16 protein-coding genes are annotated in these 15,982 nt (G+C 66.6%); 9 read left to right on the top strand and 7 right to left on the bottom strand.

Features of this window, described 5'->3' with window-relative positions:
* Nucleotides 1-85: 85 nt before the first annotated feature.
* A complete protein-coding gene (locus CH289_RS12565; protein ID WP_094627802.1) occupies nt 86-958 on the bottom strand; it encodes an alpha/beta hydrolase in 873 nt (290 codons plus the stop codon).
* Nucleotides 959-1,025: 67 nt separating this feature from the next.
* On the opposite strand from CH289_RS12565, the gene CH289_RS12560 reads away from it, so the two are divergent.
* From CH289_RS12560 to otsB, 3 genes are read left to right on the top strand one after another with little or no spacing between them, the layout of a single operon-like run.
* Complete coding sequence (locus tag CH289_RS12560; RefSeq protein ID WP_019663098.1) at nt 1,026-1,733, top strand: FadR/GntR family transcriptional regulator; 708 nt, start codon at nt 1,026-1,028, stop codon at nt 1,731-1,733.
* Between the two features lie 4 nt (nt 1,734-1,737).
* Nucleotides 1,738-2,385, top strand: a complete 648-nt coding sequence (gene kstR / locus CH289_RS12555; RefSeq protein ID WP_026347427.1) for a cholesterol catabolism transcriptional regulator KstR — start codon at nt 1,738-1,740, stop codon at nt 2,383-2,385.
* 51 nt (nt 2,386-2,436) lie between these two features.
* Entirely contained in the window at nt 2,437-4,983 is a 2,547-nt protein-coding gene (otsB, locus tag CH289_RS12550; RefSeq protein WP_019663096.1) for a trehalose-phosphatase, read from the top strand.
* Nucleotides 4,984-4,996: 13 nt separating this feature from the next.
* Here otsB and CH289_RS12545 read toward each other — a convergent pair whose 3' ends face one another.
* A complete protein-coding gene (locus CH289_RS12545; protein WP_026347426.1) occupies nt 4,997-6,088 on the bottom strand; it encodes a LacI family DNA-binding transcriptional regulator in 1,092 nt (363 codons plus the stop codon).
* 141 nt (nt 6,089-6,229) lie between these two features.
* Here CH289_RS12545 and CH289_RS12540 point away from each other — a divergent pair, with 141 nt between their 5' ends.
* The 6 genes from CH289_RS12540 (at nt 6,230) to CH289_RS12515 (ending at nt 11,320) form a co-directional block, all read left to right on the top strand.
* Nucleotides 6,230-7,237, top strand: coding sequence for a metal ABC transporter solute-binding protein, Zn/Mn family (locus CH289_RS12540; RefSeq protein ID WP_019663094.1), 1,008 nt, complete (start codon nt 6,230-6,232; stop codon nt 7,235-7,237).
* Nucleotides 7,238-7,275: 38 nt separating this feature from the next.
* Nucleotides 7,276-8,097 carry a metal ABC transporter ATP-binding protein gene (locus CH289_RS12535; RefSeq protein WP_019663093.1) on the top strand — a complete coding sequence of 274 codons (822 nt, stop codon included), beginning with the start codon at nt 7,276-7,278 and terminating at the stop codon, nt 8,095-8,097.
* Entirely contained in the window at nt 8,094-8,969 is an 876-nt protein-coding gene (locus tag CH289_RS12530; RefSeq protein ID WP_020110905.1) for a metal ABC transporter permease, read from the top strand. The genes CH289_RS12535 and CH289_RS12530 overlap by 4 nt, the downstream gene beginning before the upstream one ends.
* Before the next feature lie 148 nt (nt 8,970-9,117).
* Nucleotides 9,118-9,876, top strand: coding sequence for a LamB/YcsF family protein (locus CH289_RS12525; protein WP_019663091.1), 759 nt, complete (start codon nt 9,118-9,120; stop codon nt 9,874-9,876).
* On the top strand, nt 9,876-10,478 hold the full coding sequence (locus CH289_RS12520) for a 5-oxoprolinase subunit B family protein (protein ID WP_019663090.1): 603 nt from the start codon (nt 9,876-9,878) through the stop codon (nt 10,476-10,478). Before CH289_RS12525 ends, CH289_RS12520 begins: the two co-directional genes overlap by 1 nt.
* A complete protein-coding gene (locus tag CH289_RS12515) occupies nt 10,475-11,320 on the top strand; it encodes a 5-oxoprolinase subunit C family protein (RefSeq protein WP_019663089.1) in 846 nt (281 codons plus the stop codon). The genes CH289_RS12520 and CH289_RS12515 overlap by 4 nt, the downstream gene beginning before the upstream one ends.
* 17 nt (nt 11,321-11,337) lie before the next feature.
* Here CH289_RS12515 and CH289_RS12510 read toward each other — a convergent pair whose 3' ends face one another.
* From CH289_RS12510 to ispD, 5 genes are read right to left on the bottom strand one after another with little or no spacing between them, the layout of a single operon-like run.
* The gene (locus tag CH289_RS12510) at nt 11,338-12,339 is read right to left on the bottom strand and encodes an iron-siderophore ABC transporter substrate-binding protein (protein ID WP_026347425.1); all 1,002 of its coding nucleotides are present in this window, start codon (nt 12,337-12,339) and stop codon (nt 11,338-11,340) included.
* 56 nt (nt 12,340-12,395) lie between these two features.
* Entirely contained in the window at nt 12,396-13,385 is a 990-nt protein-coding gene (gene rlmB / locus CH289_RS12505) for a 23S rRNA (guanosine(2251)-2'-O)-methyltransferase RlmB (RefSeq protein ID WP_094727993.1), read from the bottom strand.
* Nucleotides 13,385-14,800, bottom strand: coding sequence for a cysteine--tRNA ligase (cysS, locus tag CH289_RS12500; protein ID WP_026347424.1), 1,416 nt, complete (start codon nt 14,798-14,800; stop codon nt 13,385-13,387). The genes rlmB and cysS overlap by 1 nt, the downstream gene beginning before the upstream one ends.
* Before the next feature lie 23 nt (nt 14,801-14,823).
* On the bottom strand, nt 14,824-15,288 hold the full coding sequence (gene ispF, locus CH289_RS12495) for a 2-C-methyl-D-erythritol 2,4-cyclodiphosphate synthase (RefSeq protein WP_094727992.1): 465 nt from the start codon (nt 15,286-15,288) through the stop codon (nt 14,824-14,826).
* Nucleotides 15,285-15,965, bottom strand: coding sequence for a 2-C-methyl-D-erythritol 4-phosphate cytidylyltransferase (ispD, locus tag CH289_RS12490; protein ID WP_019663084.1), 681 nt, complete (start codon nt 15,963-15,965; stop codon nt 15,285-15,287). Before ispD ends, ispF begins: the two co-directional genes overlap by 4 nt.
* Between the last annotated feature and the right edge of the window lie 17 nt (nt 15,966-15,982).

Genomic DNA, 15,982 nt, shown 5'->3' with positions numbered 1-15,982 from the left:
GCACCTCCCCCGGGAGGTGACTCGGCTCACTATGCCCAAAAGTACGACGAATGACAAGACCTCGGCCGATTTGTACTACAAATAGCTAGACAGGCACCACTCGCTGCAGGAACGCGATCTGATCCGCGACGACGCGCTCGAAGGCGTCGCCGACGTAGATGGCGAAGTGCCCGTCGGGATAGCTCATGACCTCGCCGCGCGGCGCGCGTGCAGCGTGCCGGAGAGTTGCTTTCGCCGGGGCGACGGTGTCCGTCTCGCACACCGTGAACAGGATCGGACACGTGACGTTCGACGCATGACGCCCCGGTCGTCGCAGTGGGATGTCCAGCCCGACCCTGGCGAGAACCTCGTTGCGGAACGACGCCCCGCTGGGAAGGAGCGCCAGGTAACCGTCGAGCGCATCCTCGGACGACATCAGCGCCGTCGCGCCCGGCTTGCCGGCGAGCGGGATCGTTCGGGGTGCTCGGCCGAGCGCAGAACCGAGCTTGTCGCGCAGAGCGCGAGCAGTAACACGCACCGCGACCAGTGGATTCGTCGCAAGCGCCGATGCAATGCCGTCGGTGAAGGGGCACTGGGAGATCACCGCATCGACGTGACCGTCCCGCGCCGCCGCGACGATCACGTGCCCGCCGCCGAACGACGTGCCCCAGAGCACGATCTTCTCGGCCCGGGTGCGGGCGAACGCGATGGCGGCTGCCCAGTCTTCCAACTGCTCGTCGATGTCGAGCAGCTGACGCGGCTCGCCGTCGCTGCCGCCGAAGTGCCGGTAGTCGAACACCAGGCACGAATATCCCTGGGCCGCGAACTTCTCCGCGAAGGCGTCGAGTCTCATCTCCTTGACGCCGCCGAGGCCGTGCCCCATGACCACCACCGGTGCACCGGCAGCCCCCTGGTAGAACCAGGCGGCGCACTCGATACCCCCGGACGGAAAACGCACGTCGACTCTGTCTGCAGTCATTGGACATCCCTCCCGCCCGTCACAGTAGCGGGAAGAGAACCCGGCGCACACGTGGCACGATCGAGAAGTGGTAGCCGAATCCTTGCAGTTGCACGTCACCGTCCTGGAGAAACTGGGACGCGACATCGTCGACGGAACGATCGTCCCGGGTACCCGGATTTCCGCCGACGACGTGGCTGCCCGCTTCGAGGTCTCGCGGACCGTGGTGCGCGAGGTCGTCCGCGTGCTCGAGTCGCTCGGGCTCCTGACCGTCAGACGCAAGGTAGGCATCACCGTGCAGGAGTCGACGGCGTGGAACGCGCTCGATCCGCTGGTGATCCGGTGGCAACTGGCAGGCCCCGATCGCGCGAAGCAGCTGATCGTTCTCAGTGAACTTCGTTCCGGCATAGAGCCTTTGGCTGCTCGCCTGGCCGCTGATCGTGCGACCCCGCAGCAGTGCGGCCAGTTGACCGCGGCGGTGATCGGCATGTCGGCCACCTCTCGCGCCGCGAATTCCGACGCCTATCTCGCTCACGACTCCGATTTTCACCGCACGTTGCTCGCGGCGTCGGGCAATCCGATGTTGCGCTCGATGTCGGAGATCGTCGTCGAGGTACTCGCCGGTCGGACACGGCACGCGTTGATGCCGCACCAGGCCGACCCGGAAGCGATTCGTCTCCACGGCGTCGTCGCGTCGTCGATCCAGGCCGGGGACGCAGCCGCCGCGGAGCAGGCCATGCTCGAGATCGTCACCGAGTCCGCCGCCGCGATGTCCGCGACGGCACGGGGTGAGTGACACGATGCCCACTGCTCGACGCACCGGCCAGGGCCGTGACGAGTCACCGCGATCCGCGGGCGCCCTGGTGGACGAGGTCCTCGGTTCCGAGGCGCAGCGTGAACGTCGCCGACGAATCCTGGACTCGACTCTCGCGCTGGCATCGAAGGGCGGGTACGACGCGGTGCAGATGCGTGCGGTCGCCGAACGTGCCGACGTGGCTGTCGGAACGTTGTACCGCTATTTCCCGTCGAAAGTGCACCTGCTCGTGTCCGCGCTTGCCCGCGAGTTCGAGAAGATCGCCGCGAAACGCACGTTCCCGTCCGGCCGGACGCCGCGGGAACGCATGCATCTGGTCCTGAGTCAGATCACACGTGCGATGCAGCGTGATCCGTTGCTCACCGAAGCGATGACCCGAGCATTCATGTCGGCCGACGCCTCCGCGGCCGCCGAGGTCGATCATGTGGGTCGATTGATGGACCGAATGTTCGCCGAGGCGATGAGCGACGGTGAGCCGACACAGTTGCAGCTCAACATCGCTCGTGTCGTCAGCGACGTCTGGTTGTCCAATCTGGTGGCGTGGTTGACGCGACGATCGTCGGCGAACGATGTTGCGATGAGGCTGGAATTGACCGTCGACCTGCTCCTCGGAAACGCCGAAGCGTCGATGTGACGTGAGGGGACCGGTGAGCCGGTTCCGCGGCTATCGCATAGATTCATTCGAGTGACTGCTCTGGAACTGCCACTGGAACTCCGACGCGCTCTCATCGGCGTCGCCCGGACCCCTCGCCTCCTCGTCACCTCGGACTACGACGGCACGATGGCTCCCATCGTGTCCGATCCGCTGAAGGCGTTTCCCCACGCGGAGGCCGTCAGCGCCATGCGCGGGCTCGCGACGCTCGCCGGTACCACCGCGGCGGTCATCTCCGGCCGCGCACTACGTGACCTGGCGACACTGTCCCGGTTGCCCGCCGAAGTTCAGCTCGTCGGAAGCCACGGCAGTGAGTTCGACATCGGTTTCATCCACGCGATCGACGACAAGGCCAAGAAGCTGCTCGGTGACATCTCCGCCGAGATGGAGTCGATCGCCGGCCGATTCCCCGGCGTCGGAGTGGAGGTCAAGCCGGCGAGCGCTGCGCTGCACGTACGCAACGCCGAGCCCGTCGACGCGGAACGGGCGTTGAACGCCGTGCGCGAGGGCGTCGCCCGCCGTGACGGAGTGCAGGTCACCGAAGGCAAGTCGGTGATCGAACTCGCTGTCATCGTCACCGACAAGGGCGTCGCCCTGGACATCCTCCGGCACCAGGAAGGCGCGACCGCAGCGGTCTTCTTCGGCGACGACGTCACCGACGAGAAGGCCTTCGCTCGCCTCCACGGTCCGGACATCGGCGTCAAGGTCGGTGCAGGCGACAGTTCGGCCGAGTTCCGGATCGACTCCACGCAGCAGGTTGCGCTGGCCTTGGCGTTCTTGCTCGAGGAACGACGCCAGTGGCTCTCGGGAGCCGACGCGCCTCGTATCGAACGGCTGACGATGCTGGCCAGCCCCAACGCCGTCGCCCTGGTGACTCCCGACGCGGACCTCACCTGGCTGTGCCATCCGGAGCCCGATGCCGCTGCCGTCTTCGCGCACCTTCTCGGCGGCGACGAAGCGGGCCATTTCAGCGTCGGCCCGACGCGTACGGCTCTACCGCTGAGCCAGCAGTACGTCGACGGCACGATGACCGTGCAGACCAAGTGGTCGAGCCTCCAGGTCACCGACTACCTTCCGCACGACGTGCCCACCGGTCAGACGTGTGTGACACGCGTGATCACCGGAAAAGCCGCGGCGGTCGTGACGTTTGCGCCTCGCCCCGAGTTCGGCAAGGTCCGAGTGCAACTCGAACCCGAAGCCGACGGCCTCCGCATTCACGGCACGGCCGACCCGATGGTCTTGCGAAGCCCCGGAGTGCGGTGGAACGTCGTGTCCGACGGCACCCAGCAAACCGCTCATGCCGAGGTGGATCCGTCGAGCGGCCCGGTCGTTCTCGAATTGCGTTTGGGAACAGAGGATCTCGGACCGTCGGAAGTACCCGAGGTCGAGCGACGTCGGCAGGCCGAGGCGTACTGGAAGGAGTGGGTCGACGGACTGGCTCTTCCGCCGCTCAAACGAGATCTGATGAAGCGATCCGCCCTGACACTGCGCGGCCTCGTTCACGCGGAGTCGGGTTCCATCATGGCGGCCGCCACCACGTCACTGCCCGAGGAAATCGGCGGCGTCAGGAACTGGGACTACCGCTACTGCTGGCTACGCGACGCCGCCCTCACCGCCTCGGCGCTGGTCAACGTCGGTTCCACCGCCGAGGCGGAAAGCTACCTGTCTTGGATTCACGGTGTGCTGCAATCGGTTCCGGGACCGGAACGTCTGCATCCGCTGTACACCATCTGGGGTCTGGGACTCCCACCGGAAGCCGTCATCGACGAACTACCCGGGTACGCCGGCTCGCGGCCGGTGCGCGTCGGAAACGCCGCGAACCAGCAGGTTCAGCTCGACGTCTTCGGGCCGATCGTCGACCTCATCTCGTCGCTCGCGCACGCGCGTCAGGCGACAGGGCTGGAAGGAAAAGAGGCCCTGTCCGAGGACGATTGGTCGCTGGTCCGGTCCATGGTGGAGGCCGTGATGCGGCGGTGGACCGAACCCGATCACGGTATCTGGGAGATCCGCGGCAATCCTCGCCACCACGTCTACTCGAAAGTCATGGGCTGGTTGACGGTGGACCGGGCGCTGACCCTCGCCGCGAGCTTCGGCCGCACTGCCGAACCAACTTGGGAGACACTGCGTTCGACGATTCGCGCCGAGGTTCTCGAGCAGGGGTGGAACGACGAGGTCCAGTCCTACACCGCGGCGTACGACGGCACGGACCTCGACGCCGCCACGCTGCACATCGGCCTTTCCGGCCTGATCGATCCCTCGGACCCGCGGTTCGCCGCAACCGTCACCGCTACCGAAGCCGAACTGCGCAGTGGATCGACCGTCTACCGGTACCACCACGACGACGGTTTGCCCGGCGGCGAAGGCGGGTTCCACCTCTGTGCAGCCTGGCTCGTCGAGGCTTACCTGCTCGTCGGGCAGCGCGCCGAAGCGGAAGCCCTGTTCGCGCAGCTGGTCAGCGCGGCAGGACCCACCGGACTGCTCAGCGAGGAATACGATCCGGTCGCGGAGCGGTCACTGGGTAACCACCCGCAGGCCTACAGCCACCTCGGACTGCTCAGGTGCGCGGCGTTGCTCAGCTGAACACCCCCGCCGCTCACGCGGTGGGGGGAGCACCCGCAGTACGTCCCTTGACCAATTCGGTCGGCAGGAATTCGGCGGTCACGACGCCGGAGCGCGCGGTCGACGTCAGCAATGTGCCTGCGCGTCGACCCTTCTCCTCGGCGTCCTGACGAACCGTCGTCACGTTCTCTCGGATGGCGTCCTCGACGCCGTCGAATCCGGTGACGGTGAGTTCGCCGGGGACGTCGATGCCGGTGACCTTCGCGAAGTTCAGCGCTCCCAGTGCAAGGACGTCGGTGGTGCACAGCAGCGCGGTGGTGTCTCGATTCGCTTGCAGCGCTTGGGCTGCCGCCGAGTGGCCGGACCGTCGTGTGTGCTCGAAACGTTCGACGACGGTCAGAGCGTCCGGGTCGAGTCCGGCTTCCCGCATCGCGTCCTGGACTCCGGCGATACGCTCACGCTGGACGTGGAAGTGACTGTTGGCCAGCCGCACCGGGGGTACGACGCCGTCGCGTCGGTCCCGTCCGAGGCGCATGCACAGCACCGCGATGTGCTTGTGCCCGAGGGCGATGACCTGGTCGGCGATGAGTTTCATCGCGGCGCGGTCGTCGATGGCGACCAGTGCGGCTTCGGGGACGCCTCGTGGTTGGTCGCAGATGACGATGGGCAGGTGCCGTTCGCGGACGGCCAGGAGATAGGGGTCGTCGTCGGCGACGGAGTAGACGACGAAGGCGTCGACCCCTGCCTGTTGGACGACAGCCGCGGCGGCGGTGTCGTCTCGGTCCGGGCCTGCGGGAATCAGCAGCAGGCCTTGCCCGGCGGCTTCGCACGATTCCGCGAGGCCGGCGAGGAACGCCATGGCGGCCGGGTCGCGGAACGAGTAGCTCAGCGCCTCGGTAAGAACCAGACCGACAGCCCCGGCTTTCCGGGTACGCAGCGACCGTGCCACGGGATCGGGCCCGGCGTATCCGCGACGTTTGGCTGCCATCAGCACGCGTTCCCGCAGCTCAGGTGACAGTTGATCGGGGCGGTTGTAGGCGTTCGACACCGTGGTGCGTGACACCTTCAGTTCGGCGGCGATGGACGCCAATGTGGCCGGGCGACGCGGCTCCCTCGACCTGGACATACTCGGACGTTAGTCGCATACCGGGTCGCAGCGAAAATCGGGCCGTGTTTGCCCGATTCGATCGCTGACGTGCGCGAAGCTAGAATACAACGGTAACCGTTTCCAATTGCATCTGATTCTTCACTCCGAAGGAGTGCCCCCATGCGTCGCACCGCCACCACCCTCGTCGGCCTGTCCTGTGCAGCGGCCCTCGCGCTCAGCGCCTGCAGCTCCGACACGCAGTCCACCGCCTCCACCGACTCCGCCCCCGCGACCGCCGTCGACGGCCCCGTCACCATCGTGGCGTCGACCAACGTGTGGGGCAGCGTCGCCGAAGCCGTCGCAGGCGACCTCGCCACCGTCGACTCCATCATCGCGGACCCATCGGCCGATCCCCACTCCTACGAGGCGTCCCCCGGTGACGCAGCCAAGGTCGCCGAGGCCTCCCTGGTCGTCTACAACGGCGGCGGATACGACGAATTCATCGACGACATCCTGTCCTCCGAGGGCAAGAACGTCCCGAGCGTCAACGCCTTCGACCTCCTCGGAGAAGAACACGGTCACGAAGGCGAGGGCACCCACGAGGACGAGCCCGCCGCCGGAGAGGCTGCCACCGAGGACGAGCACGGCCACAGCCACGGCGAGGTCAACGAGCACGTCTGGTACAACGCCGAAGTTGCCGCTGCCACAGCAGAATCCATCGCCGAGAAGCTCGGACAGCTGGATCCGGACAACGCGGCGCAGTACACCGCGAACGCCGAGTCGTTCCACGAGCAGGTCCACGCCATCACCGACGTGACCGCGAAGATCGCGGCCGATCACCCCAATGCACCTGTCGCACAGACCGAACCGATCGCGCACTACCTGATCGAGGAGTCGAGCCTCGACGATCGCACACCGGAGGACTTCAAGGACGCCATCGAGGAGGGCAACGACCCGTCCCCCGCGTCCATCGCCGCGACACGCGACCTCTTCACCTCGAACAGCGTCGACGTTCTGATCTACAACATCCAGACCCAGGACGCAGTCACCCAGGACATCCGTTCCACGGCCGAGGCCGCGAACATTCCTGTCGTCGAGGTCACCGAGACCTTGCCGGAAGGCCAGACGTACATCCAGTGGCAGACCAAGGCTGCCGAGGATCTGCAAGCCGCACTCAGTGCATCCTGAGTGGGCCTGACCACCCAGGTGCTGGAAAGCTGTAACCCATGTCTGCTGTAGAACTGCGCGACGCCGGGCTGTCGTTCGGTGACCGCACGTTGTGGCAGAACCTCGACCTCGAGGTCGAGCCAGGAGAATTCGTGGCGATCCTCGGCCCCAACGGGTCGGGGAAAACCTCCCTGCTCAAGGTGTTGCTTGGCCAGAACCAGCTGACGTCGGGCACGGCGACCATCGGCGGCTCACCCGTCCGGCGGGGCCAGTCCGGCGTCGGATACGTCCCCCAGCAACGCAGCATCGACGACGGCCTGCCGCTCCGCGGACGCGACCTCGTCGGCCTCGGATGGGACGGGCACCGGTGGGGCCTCGGCTTCCGCGGAATGCGTGAGCGCAAGCGCATCGTCCAGGCCGCCATCGACCAGGTCGACGCGAACGCGTTCGCCGGAGCACCCGTCGGAACGATGTCCGGTGGCGAGCAGCAACGGCTCCGCATCGCGCAGGCACTCGTCGGCGATCCGTCGGTGCTGCTGTGCGACGAGCCACTGCTCAGCCTCGACCTCGCCAACCAACGCCTCGTGTCCGAACTGATCGATCGCCGACGCCGCGAGCACGACACCGCCGTCCTGTTCGTCACCCACGAGATCAACCCGATCCTCCCCCTCGTCGATCGAATCGTCTACATCGTCGACGGCAAGTTCCGCATCGGATCGCCGTCGACGGTCATGACCACCGAAGTTCTCTCCGAGCTCTACGGGACCGAGGTCGAGGTCCTCCGAGTCCGCGGACGCCTCGTCGTCGTCGGAACCGGCGACTCCATCGACGCACTCGGCACCGCAGGTGCGCACCACCCCCCGACCGAGGACGTCTCATGAACGAGAAAGTCGTCGACGCCTTCTCCAAGATGCTCGATTTCAGTTCCACCGCCAACCTGCTCGGATACGACTTCGTCCAGCAAGCGCTCATCGCCGCCGCGATCCTCGGACTCCTCGCCGGAGCACTGGGACCACTCATCGTCAGCAGGCAATGGGCGTTCGCCGTCCACGGCTCGAGCGAACTGTCCTTGACGGGCGCATCGGCGGCACTGCTGGTGGGCATCACCGTCGGGCTCGGTGCCATCGTGGGATCCGTCGTCGCCGCCGTGATGTTCGCGCTACTGGGATCCAAGGCACGCGACCGCGACTCCGTCATCGGCGTCATCATGTCCTTCGGTCTCGGATTGTCGGTCCTCTTCATCTGGCTCTACCCAGGACGAACCGGAACGAGCTTCTCGCTCCTCATCGGCCAGATCGTCGGCGTCGGGCAGAGCGGCCTGCAGTTGCTGCTGATCTGCGCCGTCGTCGTGCTGATCGTGTTGGCCGTCGTCTATCGCCCGTTGCTGTTCGCCAGCACCGACCCGGAGGTCGCCCTGGCCCGTGGCGTCCCGGTGCGCGCACTGTCGGTCGTGTTCGCGGTGCTCGTCGGTGTTGCCTGTGCTCTGGGCGTCCAGATCGTCGGAGCACTCCTGGTGCTGTCGCTGCTGATCACGCCCGCCGCCGCCGCTGCCCGCGTCACCGCGAGCCCGCTGAAGGCGACGATCCTGTCGATCGTGTTCGCCGAGACCGCAGCGGTGGGCGGAATCCTGCTGTCGCTCGCTCCCGGCGTTCCCGTCTCGACGTTCGTCACCACCATCTCGTTCGTCATCTACCTCGTCTGCCGGGCCGTCGGTTCGCGGAGGAAGTCCAACTCGGGGCGTGTGCTCGTCTGATCCGGTTTCACCGGTCCTGAGTGCACACGAATCGCCTCCTGGGGTCACATCCGGCCCTGCGGACCCGACTTGTGTGCACTGGGGTCGCCCGCGCACCTCGGAGCGAATGTGCCGTTCGGTCACCTCGGGCCGCATAGAATCGTCGACGATGCCTTCCATCGATTTGAATTCCGACCTCGGCGAAAGCTTCGGCACGTGGAAGCTCGGCGACGACGACGCCATGCTGACCCTCGTCACGAGCGCGAATGTCGCGTGCGGGTTTCACGCGGGTGATCCGACGACGATTCTGGCGACGTGCCGGGCTGCTGTCGACAATGCAGTTCGTATCGGCGCTCAGGTCGGGTATCGCGATCTCGCGGGCTTCGGCAGGCGTTTCGTCGACATGGAACCGGCCGACCTGACTGCGGACGTGCTGTATCAGATCGGCGCCCTGGACGGTCTCGCTCGTGCCGCGGGTTCCGCTGTCTCGTACGTCAAGCCGCACGGTGCGCTGTACAACGCGATCGTCGGCCATCGCGAGCAGGCCCGCGCCGTCGTCGATGCCGTCCGCACCTACGATCCCGCGCTTCCGGTTCTGGGGCTTCCCGGCTCGGTGTTCCTCGAGGAAGCGAGCCAGGCCGGCCTTCGTACGGTGAGCGAAGCGTTCGCGGACCGCGCCTACACACCGTCGGGAGAACTGGTGTCCCGGCGGGAAGCCGATGCGGTCCTGTCCGATCCCACCGAGGTGGCGAGGCGAGTTCTGCGCCTGGTGCAGGAGGGCACGATCGAAGCGATCGACGGGTCGACCGTACGGATCGACGCGGAATCGGTGTGCGTCCACGGGGACTCTCCCGGCGCCGTCGAGATGGCCGTGGCCGTACAGAACATACTGTCCGACAACGACATCGACATCACCGCGTTCGTCTGATGTTCGTCCGCGACGCCGGAGACCGGGCAGTGCTCGTCGAATACGCAGATCTCGCCGACGCCATGGCGAACTACCGGTCGTTGGCGGCATCGCGGATCGACTCGGTGGTCGACCTCGTCCCGGCCACACGGACAGTTCTGGTTCGGCACAACGGAAATCGAGACGCCGTACTCGCCTGGGTTCGCAGCACCGAACCGTCCGCGCAGGAAGTCGAGGACGACACCGACACCGTCGTCGTAGCCGTCACCTACGACGGTGAGGACCTGAGCGACGTCGCCGAGGCCACCGGCCTGACGGTCGCCGAGGTCGTCCGGGCGCACACCGAGCAGACGTGGACGGTCGCATTCGGCGGCTTCGCACCGGGATTCGGCTATCTCGTCGGTCAGGACGACCGCTTGACCGTGCCACGGAGAACAACACCGCGTACGACGGTGCCCGCCGGGTCCGTCGGGCTCGCCGGTGAATTCTCCGGAGTGTATCCACGCAGTTCACCGGGTGGTTGGCAGCTCATCGGCCGGACCGATGCCGTGCTGTGGGACGTGGAACGTGATCCACCGGCACTGCTCCGGCCGGGCGTCACAGTTCGGTTCGAACAACGATGAAATCCCTCGAGGTTCTCACCCCGGGCCCCCTGTGCACCGTCCAGGACCGCGGTCGTCCCGGGCATTCCGGGATCGGCGTCGGTTGGTCGGGCGCCGCGGACCGGGCTGCACACGACGCCGCGAATCGACTCGTCGGAAACACCGTCGACGCCGCAACCCTCGAAGCGACCTTCGGTGGCCTCCGCGTTCGGGCGCGTGGACAGGTGGTCGTCGCCGTCGTCGGTGCGGAGTGCCCGGTGACGGTCGGCGGCATCGCCGACGGCATGGAGTGCACGCTGATTCTGAACGACGGCGACGAATTGAGCCTGGGCACACCGACGTCGGGCCTTCGAACCTATCTGGCCGTGCGCGGCGGCGTCGACGTCCCGAAGGTTCTGGGCAGCCGGTCGACGGACACGATGTCCGGCCTGGGACCCCCGCCGCTCGAGGCAGGCACCATCCTCGCGGTCGGCGACGACGTATCCGATTGGCCCGCAACAGAACTGGCGCCGCAAGTCACATCATCCGGGCCGATCGGGATCGTGCCGGGTCCACGTGCGGACTGGTTCGACAATCCGTCGGCACTGTTCGAGCAGGAATGGACCGTCACCGCCGACGCCGATCGTGTCGGCGTACGCCTCGAAAGCGCCACCGCACTGGTGCGCACCGACTCCACTGAACTGCCCAGCGAGGGAATGGTGATCGGAGCTCTACAGGTGCCTCCGGACGGCAAACCCGTCGTCTTCCTGGCCGACCACCCCGTCACCGGCGGTTACCCGGTGATCGGCGTGGTGCGCGACGCCGACCTATCGCGGCTGGGGCAGCTACGGCCGGGCGACTCGGTGCGCTTCGGTCCTCGATAGATGCCTCGGCCTGCGCGTCACTTCGACGCAGCAGCCGCCAACTCTGGGACGAGCGCGTCGATCGCGAACGGCAGACTCAGGACGCTGCCCCATGTGAGGGCGCCGGAGACGATGGGGTCGTCGACGAAAACGTCCCGTCCGTCCTTGGCCACGTTCAGCACCTGATACGTGGGTGTCGCTCTGATTCGGTCGCTCGTGCCTTCGGTGCCCCCGGTGTTCCACACCAGAACGTCGAGGTCGAGCATCCCGAGTTGTTCCGTGCTGATCTCGAATGCATCGAGATCCCCTGCAAGGTCCGTGATCTGCTGCGGGATGACGAATCCGAGCGAAGTGAGCAGGCGGGACCGCTGATCGTTGGGTGACCGCACCCAGAACGAACCGGGCTCACCCGATTCGACCACCGCTACTGTCTTTCCTTCGAATTCGGGGTGGGCCTCGCGCTGCTCGCCGAGTTCGGCGTCGACGCTCTGGACGAGCTCTGCAGCTCTGTCGGCCTCGCCCAGCGTGTCGCCGACGAGACGCACGCTTTCCTGCCACGGCATACCGAAATCCGGATAGTCGGGCGAACCCGTCACCGTAGGTGCGATCTCCGAAAGCCTGGCGTACGCGTCGGTGCTCACGTCGATGTACTGCGCCATGATCAGGTCCGGTTCGAGCTTCGCTATGCCCTCGAAATCGATGTTGGCCGCACCGGTGAACTGGCCCCGGTTCAACACCTCGGGGTGGGCGTCGCCGAGGGCATCCTGCGCCCACGGCCACGTCGCGTCCGGATAGTCGCCGTACCAGTCGGTGACGCCGACCGGGACCTCACCGAACGCGAGCAGGGTGTCCTGATCGGAGTACCCGACCGTGACGATGCGCTCCGGGTCCACGGGTACCTCGGTGGTACCCAGCTTGTGGACGACGGATCTGGTGTCGCTCGCCGTATCGGGAGCGGACTCCGACGAACATGCGACCGATCCGAGCAACAGTCCGGCCGTCGCGACACCGGCGTACAGCCGTGACTTCTTCGACATCATTCGACACACCCTCTCTAAGGTGTGCCTAACCTACCAGCTGATTCGGAGCCGTGTGGTCAGAGCCTGCGCTGCCGTGCGATCTCGGCCAGCACGACTCCGGCCGCGACGGAGGCGTTCAAGGACTCCACCGGTCCGGCCATCGGAATGGACAGGATGGAATCGCACGTCTCGCGGACGAGACGGGACAGGCCCTTGCCCTCGGAGCCGACGACGATGGCGACGGGGCCACTGGCGTCGAAGTTGTCGAGCGTGGTGTCACCCTCGGCGTCGAGGCCGACAATGGTGACGCCCTTGGTCTGCCAGTCCTTGAGCGTTCGCGTCAGGTTGGTTGCGCGGGCGACGGGCAGGCGAGCGGCGGCACCGGCGCTGGTGCGCCACGCGACGGCGGACACGCTTGCACTTCGGCGCTGCGGAATGACGACGCCGTGGCCTCCGAACGCGGCAACGGACCGGACGACAGCACCGAGGTTTCGCGGGTCGGTGATGTTGTCGAGGGCAACCAGCAGTGCGGGCTCCTGCTGAGCGCGAGCGTTGCCGATGAGGTCGTCGGGGTGTGCGTAGCGGTACGGCGGCACCTGCAGGGCCAGACCCTGATGCAGACCGTTGGCGCTCAGCTTGTCCAGGTCCGACCGCGGCACCTCGAGGATGGAGATGCCGGCGTCGGCTGCACGCTGAACGCTTTCCTTCAGTCGTTCGTCGCTGTCCGTTCCGACGGCCACCCACAGTGCTGTGGCGGGGACGCCGGCGCGGAGGCATTCGACGACGGGGTTGCGACCGAGAACGACCTCGGGACCGTCGTCGTTCTTGCGACTGGCGACGCGTCCACCACCCTGGCGAGTGCCGCCGTTCCTGCCGCCGCTGTTCTGGGCGGCTTTGTCCGCCAGCTTCGCCCTGCGCGACGCCGGATGTTTGGTCCTGGCCTCGGCCGGAGGGGTCGCGCCACGCCCTTCGAGGCCCCGGCGACGGTTGCCACCGGATCCGGCGACCTGCCCCTTCTTGGTGCCTGACTTGCGTACTGCGCCGCGCCTACTGGAATTGCCTGCCATCACTGCCCTGCTTCGTCGTTACTGCTCGTGTCCCCGACGGTCCATTCCGGCCCGCTCGGGGTATCTGTCACATCTATGCCGGCCTTGGCAAGGCGGTCGCGTATCGCGTCCGCCGTCGGCCAGTCCTTGTCGATCTTCGCCTGCGCGCGACGCTGCAACTCTGCGTCGACGAGCACACCGAGCGCACCGACGACAGCGTCGTTGTCGCTTGCCTCCGACGACCAGTGTGCGTCGAGCGGGTCCACGCCGAGAATCGACAGCATGGCCCGCACTTTCGAGGCCTGCTCGACGGCGCCCAGGAGGTCGCCGCTTTCGAGGGCGCTGTTGCCTGCCTTGACCGTCGCATGGACGGCGGCCAAAGCCTTGGGTACGCCGAGGTCGTCGTTCAGTGCCGCGGCGAAGTCCTCGGTCCACGTCCCGAGTGGAACATCGCCCGCGCGTTCGACGGTCCGTTTGACGAATCCTTCGATGCCTCGGTACGTGACCGCCGCTGTCTGCAAGGCGTTGTCCGAGTACTCGAGCATCGAGCGGTAGTGCGCGCTGCCGAGGTAGTACCGAAGCTCTTGCGGCCGAACACTTTTGAGCACGTTGGGTACCGACAGCACGTTGCCGAGCGATTTGGACATCTTCTCGCCGCCCATCGTCACCCACCCGTTGTGCAGCCAGTACCGACTGAAGCCGTCACCGGCGGCTTTGCTCTGGGCACGCTCGTTCTCGTGGTGTGGGAACACCAGATCCAGACCGCCGCAATGGATGTCGAAATCGGATCCGAGGTACGCCTCGCACATCGCGGAGCATTCGAGGTGCCAACCGGGGCGACCGCGGCCCCACGGCGTCGGCCACGACGGCTCACCGGGTTTGGCGGCCTTCCACAGCGTGAAATCGCGAGGATCCCGCTTGCCTGCGCCGACGCTTTCGCCCTGGTGGACGTCGTCGAGCTTGTGGCCGGACAGCGCGCCGTAGTCGGGGAAGCTGACGACGTCGAAGTAGACGTCACCGTCGGCAGCGTAAGCGTGACCGGATGCGATCAGTCGCTCGATCAGTTCCACCATCTGCGTGATGTGCCCGGTCGCGCGCGGTTCCGCCGACGGCGGAAGCACACCCAGTTTGTCGTACGCCCACGTGAAGGACCGCTCGAACGTCGCGGCCCACTCCCACCACGGGCGCCCCGCGTCGCGTGCCTTGTTCAGAATCTTGTCGTCGATGTCGGTGACGTTGCGAATGAAAGCGACGTCGTAGTCGTGCGCCGACAGCCAGCGACGCAGGACGTCGAACGCGACGCCGCTACGAACGTGGCCGATGTGCGGTTCACCCTGAACCGTTGCCCCACACAGGTACACCGAAGCATGGCCAGGGACCAAGGGGGAGAATTCCCGCAGGGCCCTCGTCTCGGTGTCGTATAGGTGAAGGGTCACGACCAGCAATCCTACCGGTGCATTTACTCGCTCACGACAAGTGCGGTCGCGACGGCGGCGATTCCCTCGCCGCGGCCGGTCAATCCCAAACCGTCGGTGGTGGTCGCCGATACCGACACGGGCGCCCCCAGCACCGCGGACAACACTTCCTGTGCCTCCGCGCGCCGCGGGCCGATCTTGGGCCTGTTGCCGATGATCTGTACGGCAGCGTTACCGATGGAGAACCCGTTCTCCATCAGCAATCGTCGGACCTCGGTCAGCATCGCAGCCCCGCTGACGCCGTCCCATTCCGGGCGGCCGGTGCCGAACACCGAACCCAGGTCACCGAGTCCAGCCGCGGACAGCAGTGCATCGCACAGCGCGTGCGATGCGACGTCACCGTCGGAGTGCCCGTCCAGACCGTCGGCATCGGCGAATTCGAGGCCCGCCAGCCAGCACGGTCGGCCTTTCGCGATGGGGTGGACGTCGGTACCGATCCCGACTCTCATGAGTTCTCCCGCCCGACGATGGCTTCCGCAAGAAGAAGGTCGTGCGGAGTGGTGATCTTGAAGGCAAGTGCGTCGCCGACGATGGTGTGGACGGTTTCGCCCAGACGTTCCACCAGGCCTGCGTCGTCGGTGGCGATGCTCGAAACTTCCGCGTAGGCGCGGTGCAGAAGGTCGGCGCGGAATCCCTGCGGCGTCTGTATCGCGCGCAACCCGCTGCGTTCGGGGGTGCCCAGAACCGCGCCCATGAGGTCGACGGTCTTGATGGTGTCGGCTACCGGCAGTGCGGGTACGACGGCGCCCCGGCCGGCTCGGACTTCCGCCACGACGCGCGCGATCAGCGACGCAGGGGTCAGTGCGCGGGCCGCGTCGTGGACGAGAACGATGTCCGCGCCCTCGGCTGCTTTCAGTCCGACGGCGACGGTGTCGGTTCGTTCTGCTGCACCGGCAACGACGGTGACGTCGGCGAACAGGTCACGTGTGTGCTCGACGAGTTCCTCCGGCACCATCACGACGATTCGGTCGACGGATCCTGATGCGATCAGGCCGTCGACCGAGCGTCGAAGAAGTGTGGTGCCACCGACTGTCACGAAGGCTTTGGGCAGACCCTGCTGAAGACGCAGGCCCTGCCCCGCCGCCGGAACGAGTGCGACGACGGAACCCGAGGTGGATCCTGTCACCGTGGTGTCGCTGGTGA

This window comes from Rhodococcus sp. RS1C4 (genome assembly GCF_002258225.1).
Classification (GTDB): domain Bacteria; phylum Actinomycetota; class Actinomycetes; order Mycobacteriales; family Mycobacteriaceae; genus Rhodococcoides; species Rhodococcoides fascians_E.
Note: the sequence above shows the minus strand (reverse complement) of the source record. Positions and strands in the feature narration are given on the sequence as shown.

What these genes read in the sequence shown, in the direction of transcription:
- CH289_RS12565 (WP_094627802.1), bottom strand. Translation starts at nt 958, where the DNA reads ATGACTGCAGACAGAGTCGACGTGCGTTTTCCGTCCGGGGGTATCGAG.
- kstR (WP_026347427.1), top strand. Translation starts at nt 1,738, where the DNA reads ATGCCCACTGCTCGACGCACCGGCCAGGGCCGTGACGAGTCACCGCGA.
- CH289_RS12545 (WP_026347426.1), bottom strand. Translation starts at nt 6,088, where the DNA reads ATGTCCAGGTCGAGGGAGCCGCGTCGCCCGGCCACATTGGCGTCCATC.
- CH289_RS12540 (WP_019663094.1), top strand. Translation starts at nt 6,230, where the DNA reads ATGCGTCGCACCGCCACCACCCTCGTCGGCCTGTCCTGTGCAGCGGCC.
- CH289_RS12535 (WP_019663093.1), top strand. Translation starts at nt 7,276, where the DNA reads ATGTCTGCTGTAGAACTGCGCGACGCCGGGCTGTCGTTCGGTGACCGC.
- CH289_RS12530 (WP_020110905.1), top strand. Translation starts at nt 8,094, where the DNA reads ATGAACGAGAAAGTCGTCGACGCCTTCTCCAAGATGCTCGATTTCAGT.
- CH289_RS12525 (WP_019663091.1), top strand. Translation starts at nt 9,118, where the DNA reads ATGCCTTCCATCGATTTGAATTCCGACCTCGGCGAAAGCTTCGGCACG.
- CH289_RS12520 (WP_019663090.1), top strand. Translation starts at nt 9,876, where the DNA reads ATGTTCGTCCGCGACGCCGGAGACCGGGCAGTGCTCGTCGAATACGCA.
- CH289_RS12515 (WP_019663089.1), top strand. Translation starts at nt 10,475, where the DNA reads ATGAAATCCCTCGAGGTTCTCACCCCGGGCCCCCTGTGCACCGTCCAG.
- CH289_RS12510 (WP_026347425.1), bottom strand. Translation starts at nt 12,339, where the DNA reads ATGATGTCGAAGAAGTCACGGCTGTACGCCGGTGTCGCGACGGCCGGA.
- rlmB (WP_094727993.1), bottom strand. Translation starts at nt 13,385, where the DNA reads ATGGCAGGCAATTCCAGTAGGCGCGGCGCAGTACGCAAGTCAGGCACC.
- ispF (WP_094727992.1), bottom strand. Translation starts at nt 15,288, where the DNA reads ATGAGAGTCGGGATCGGTACCGACGTCCACCCCATCGCGAAAGGCCGA.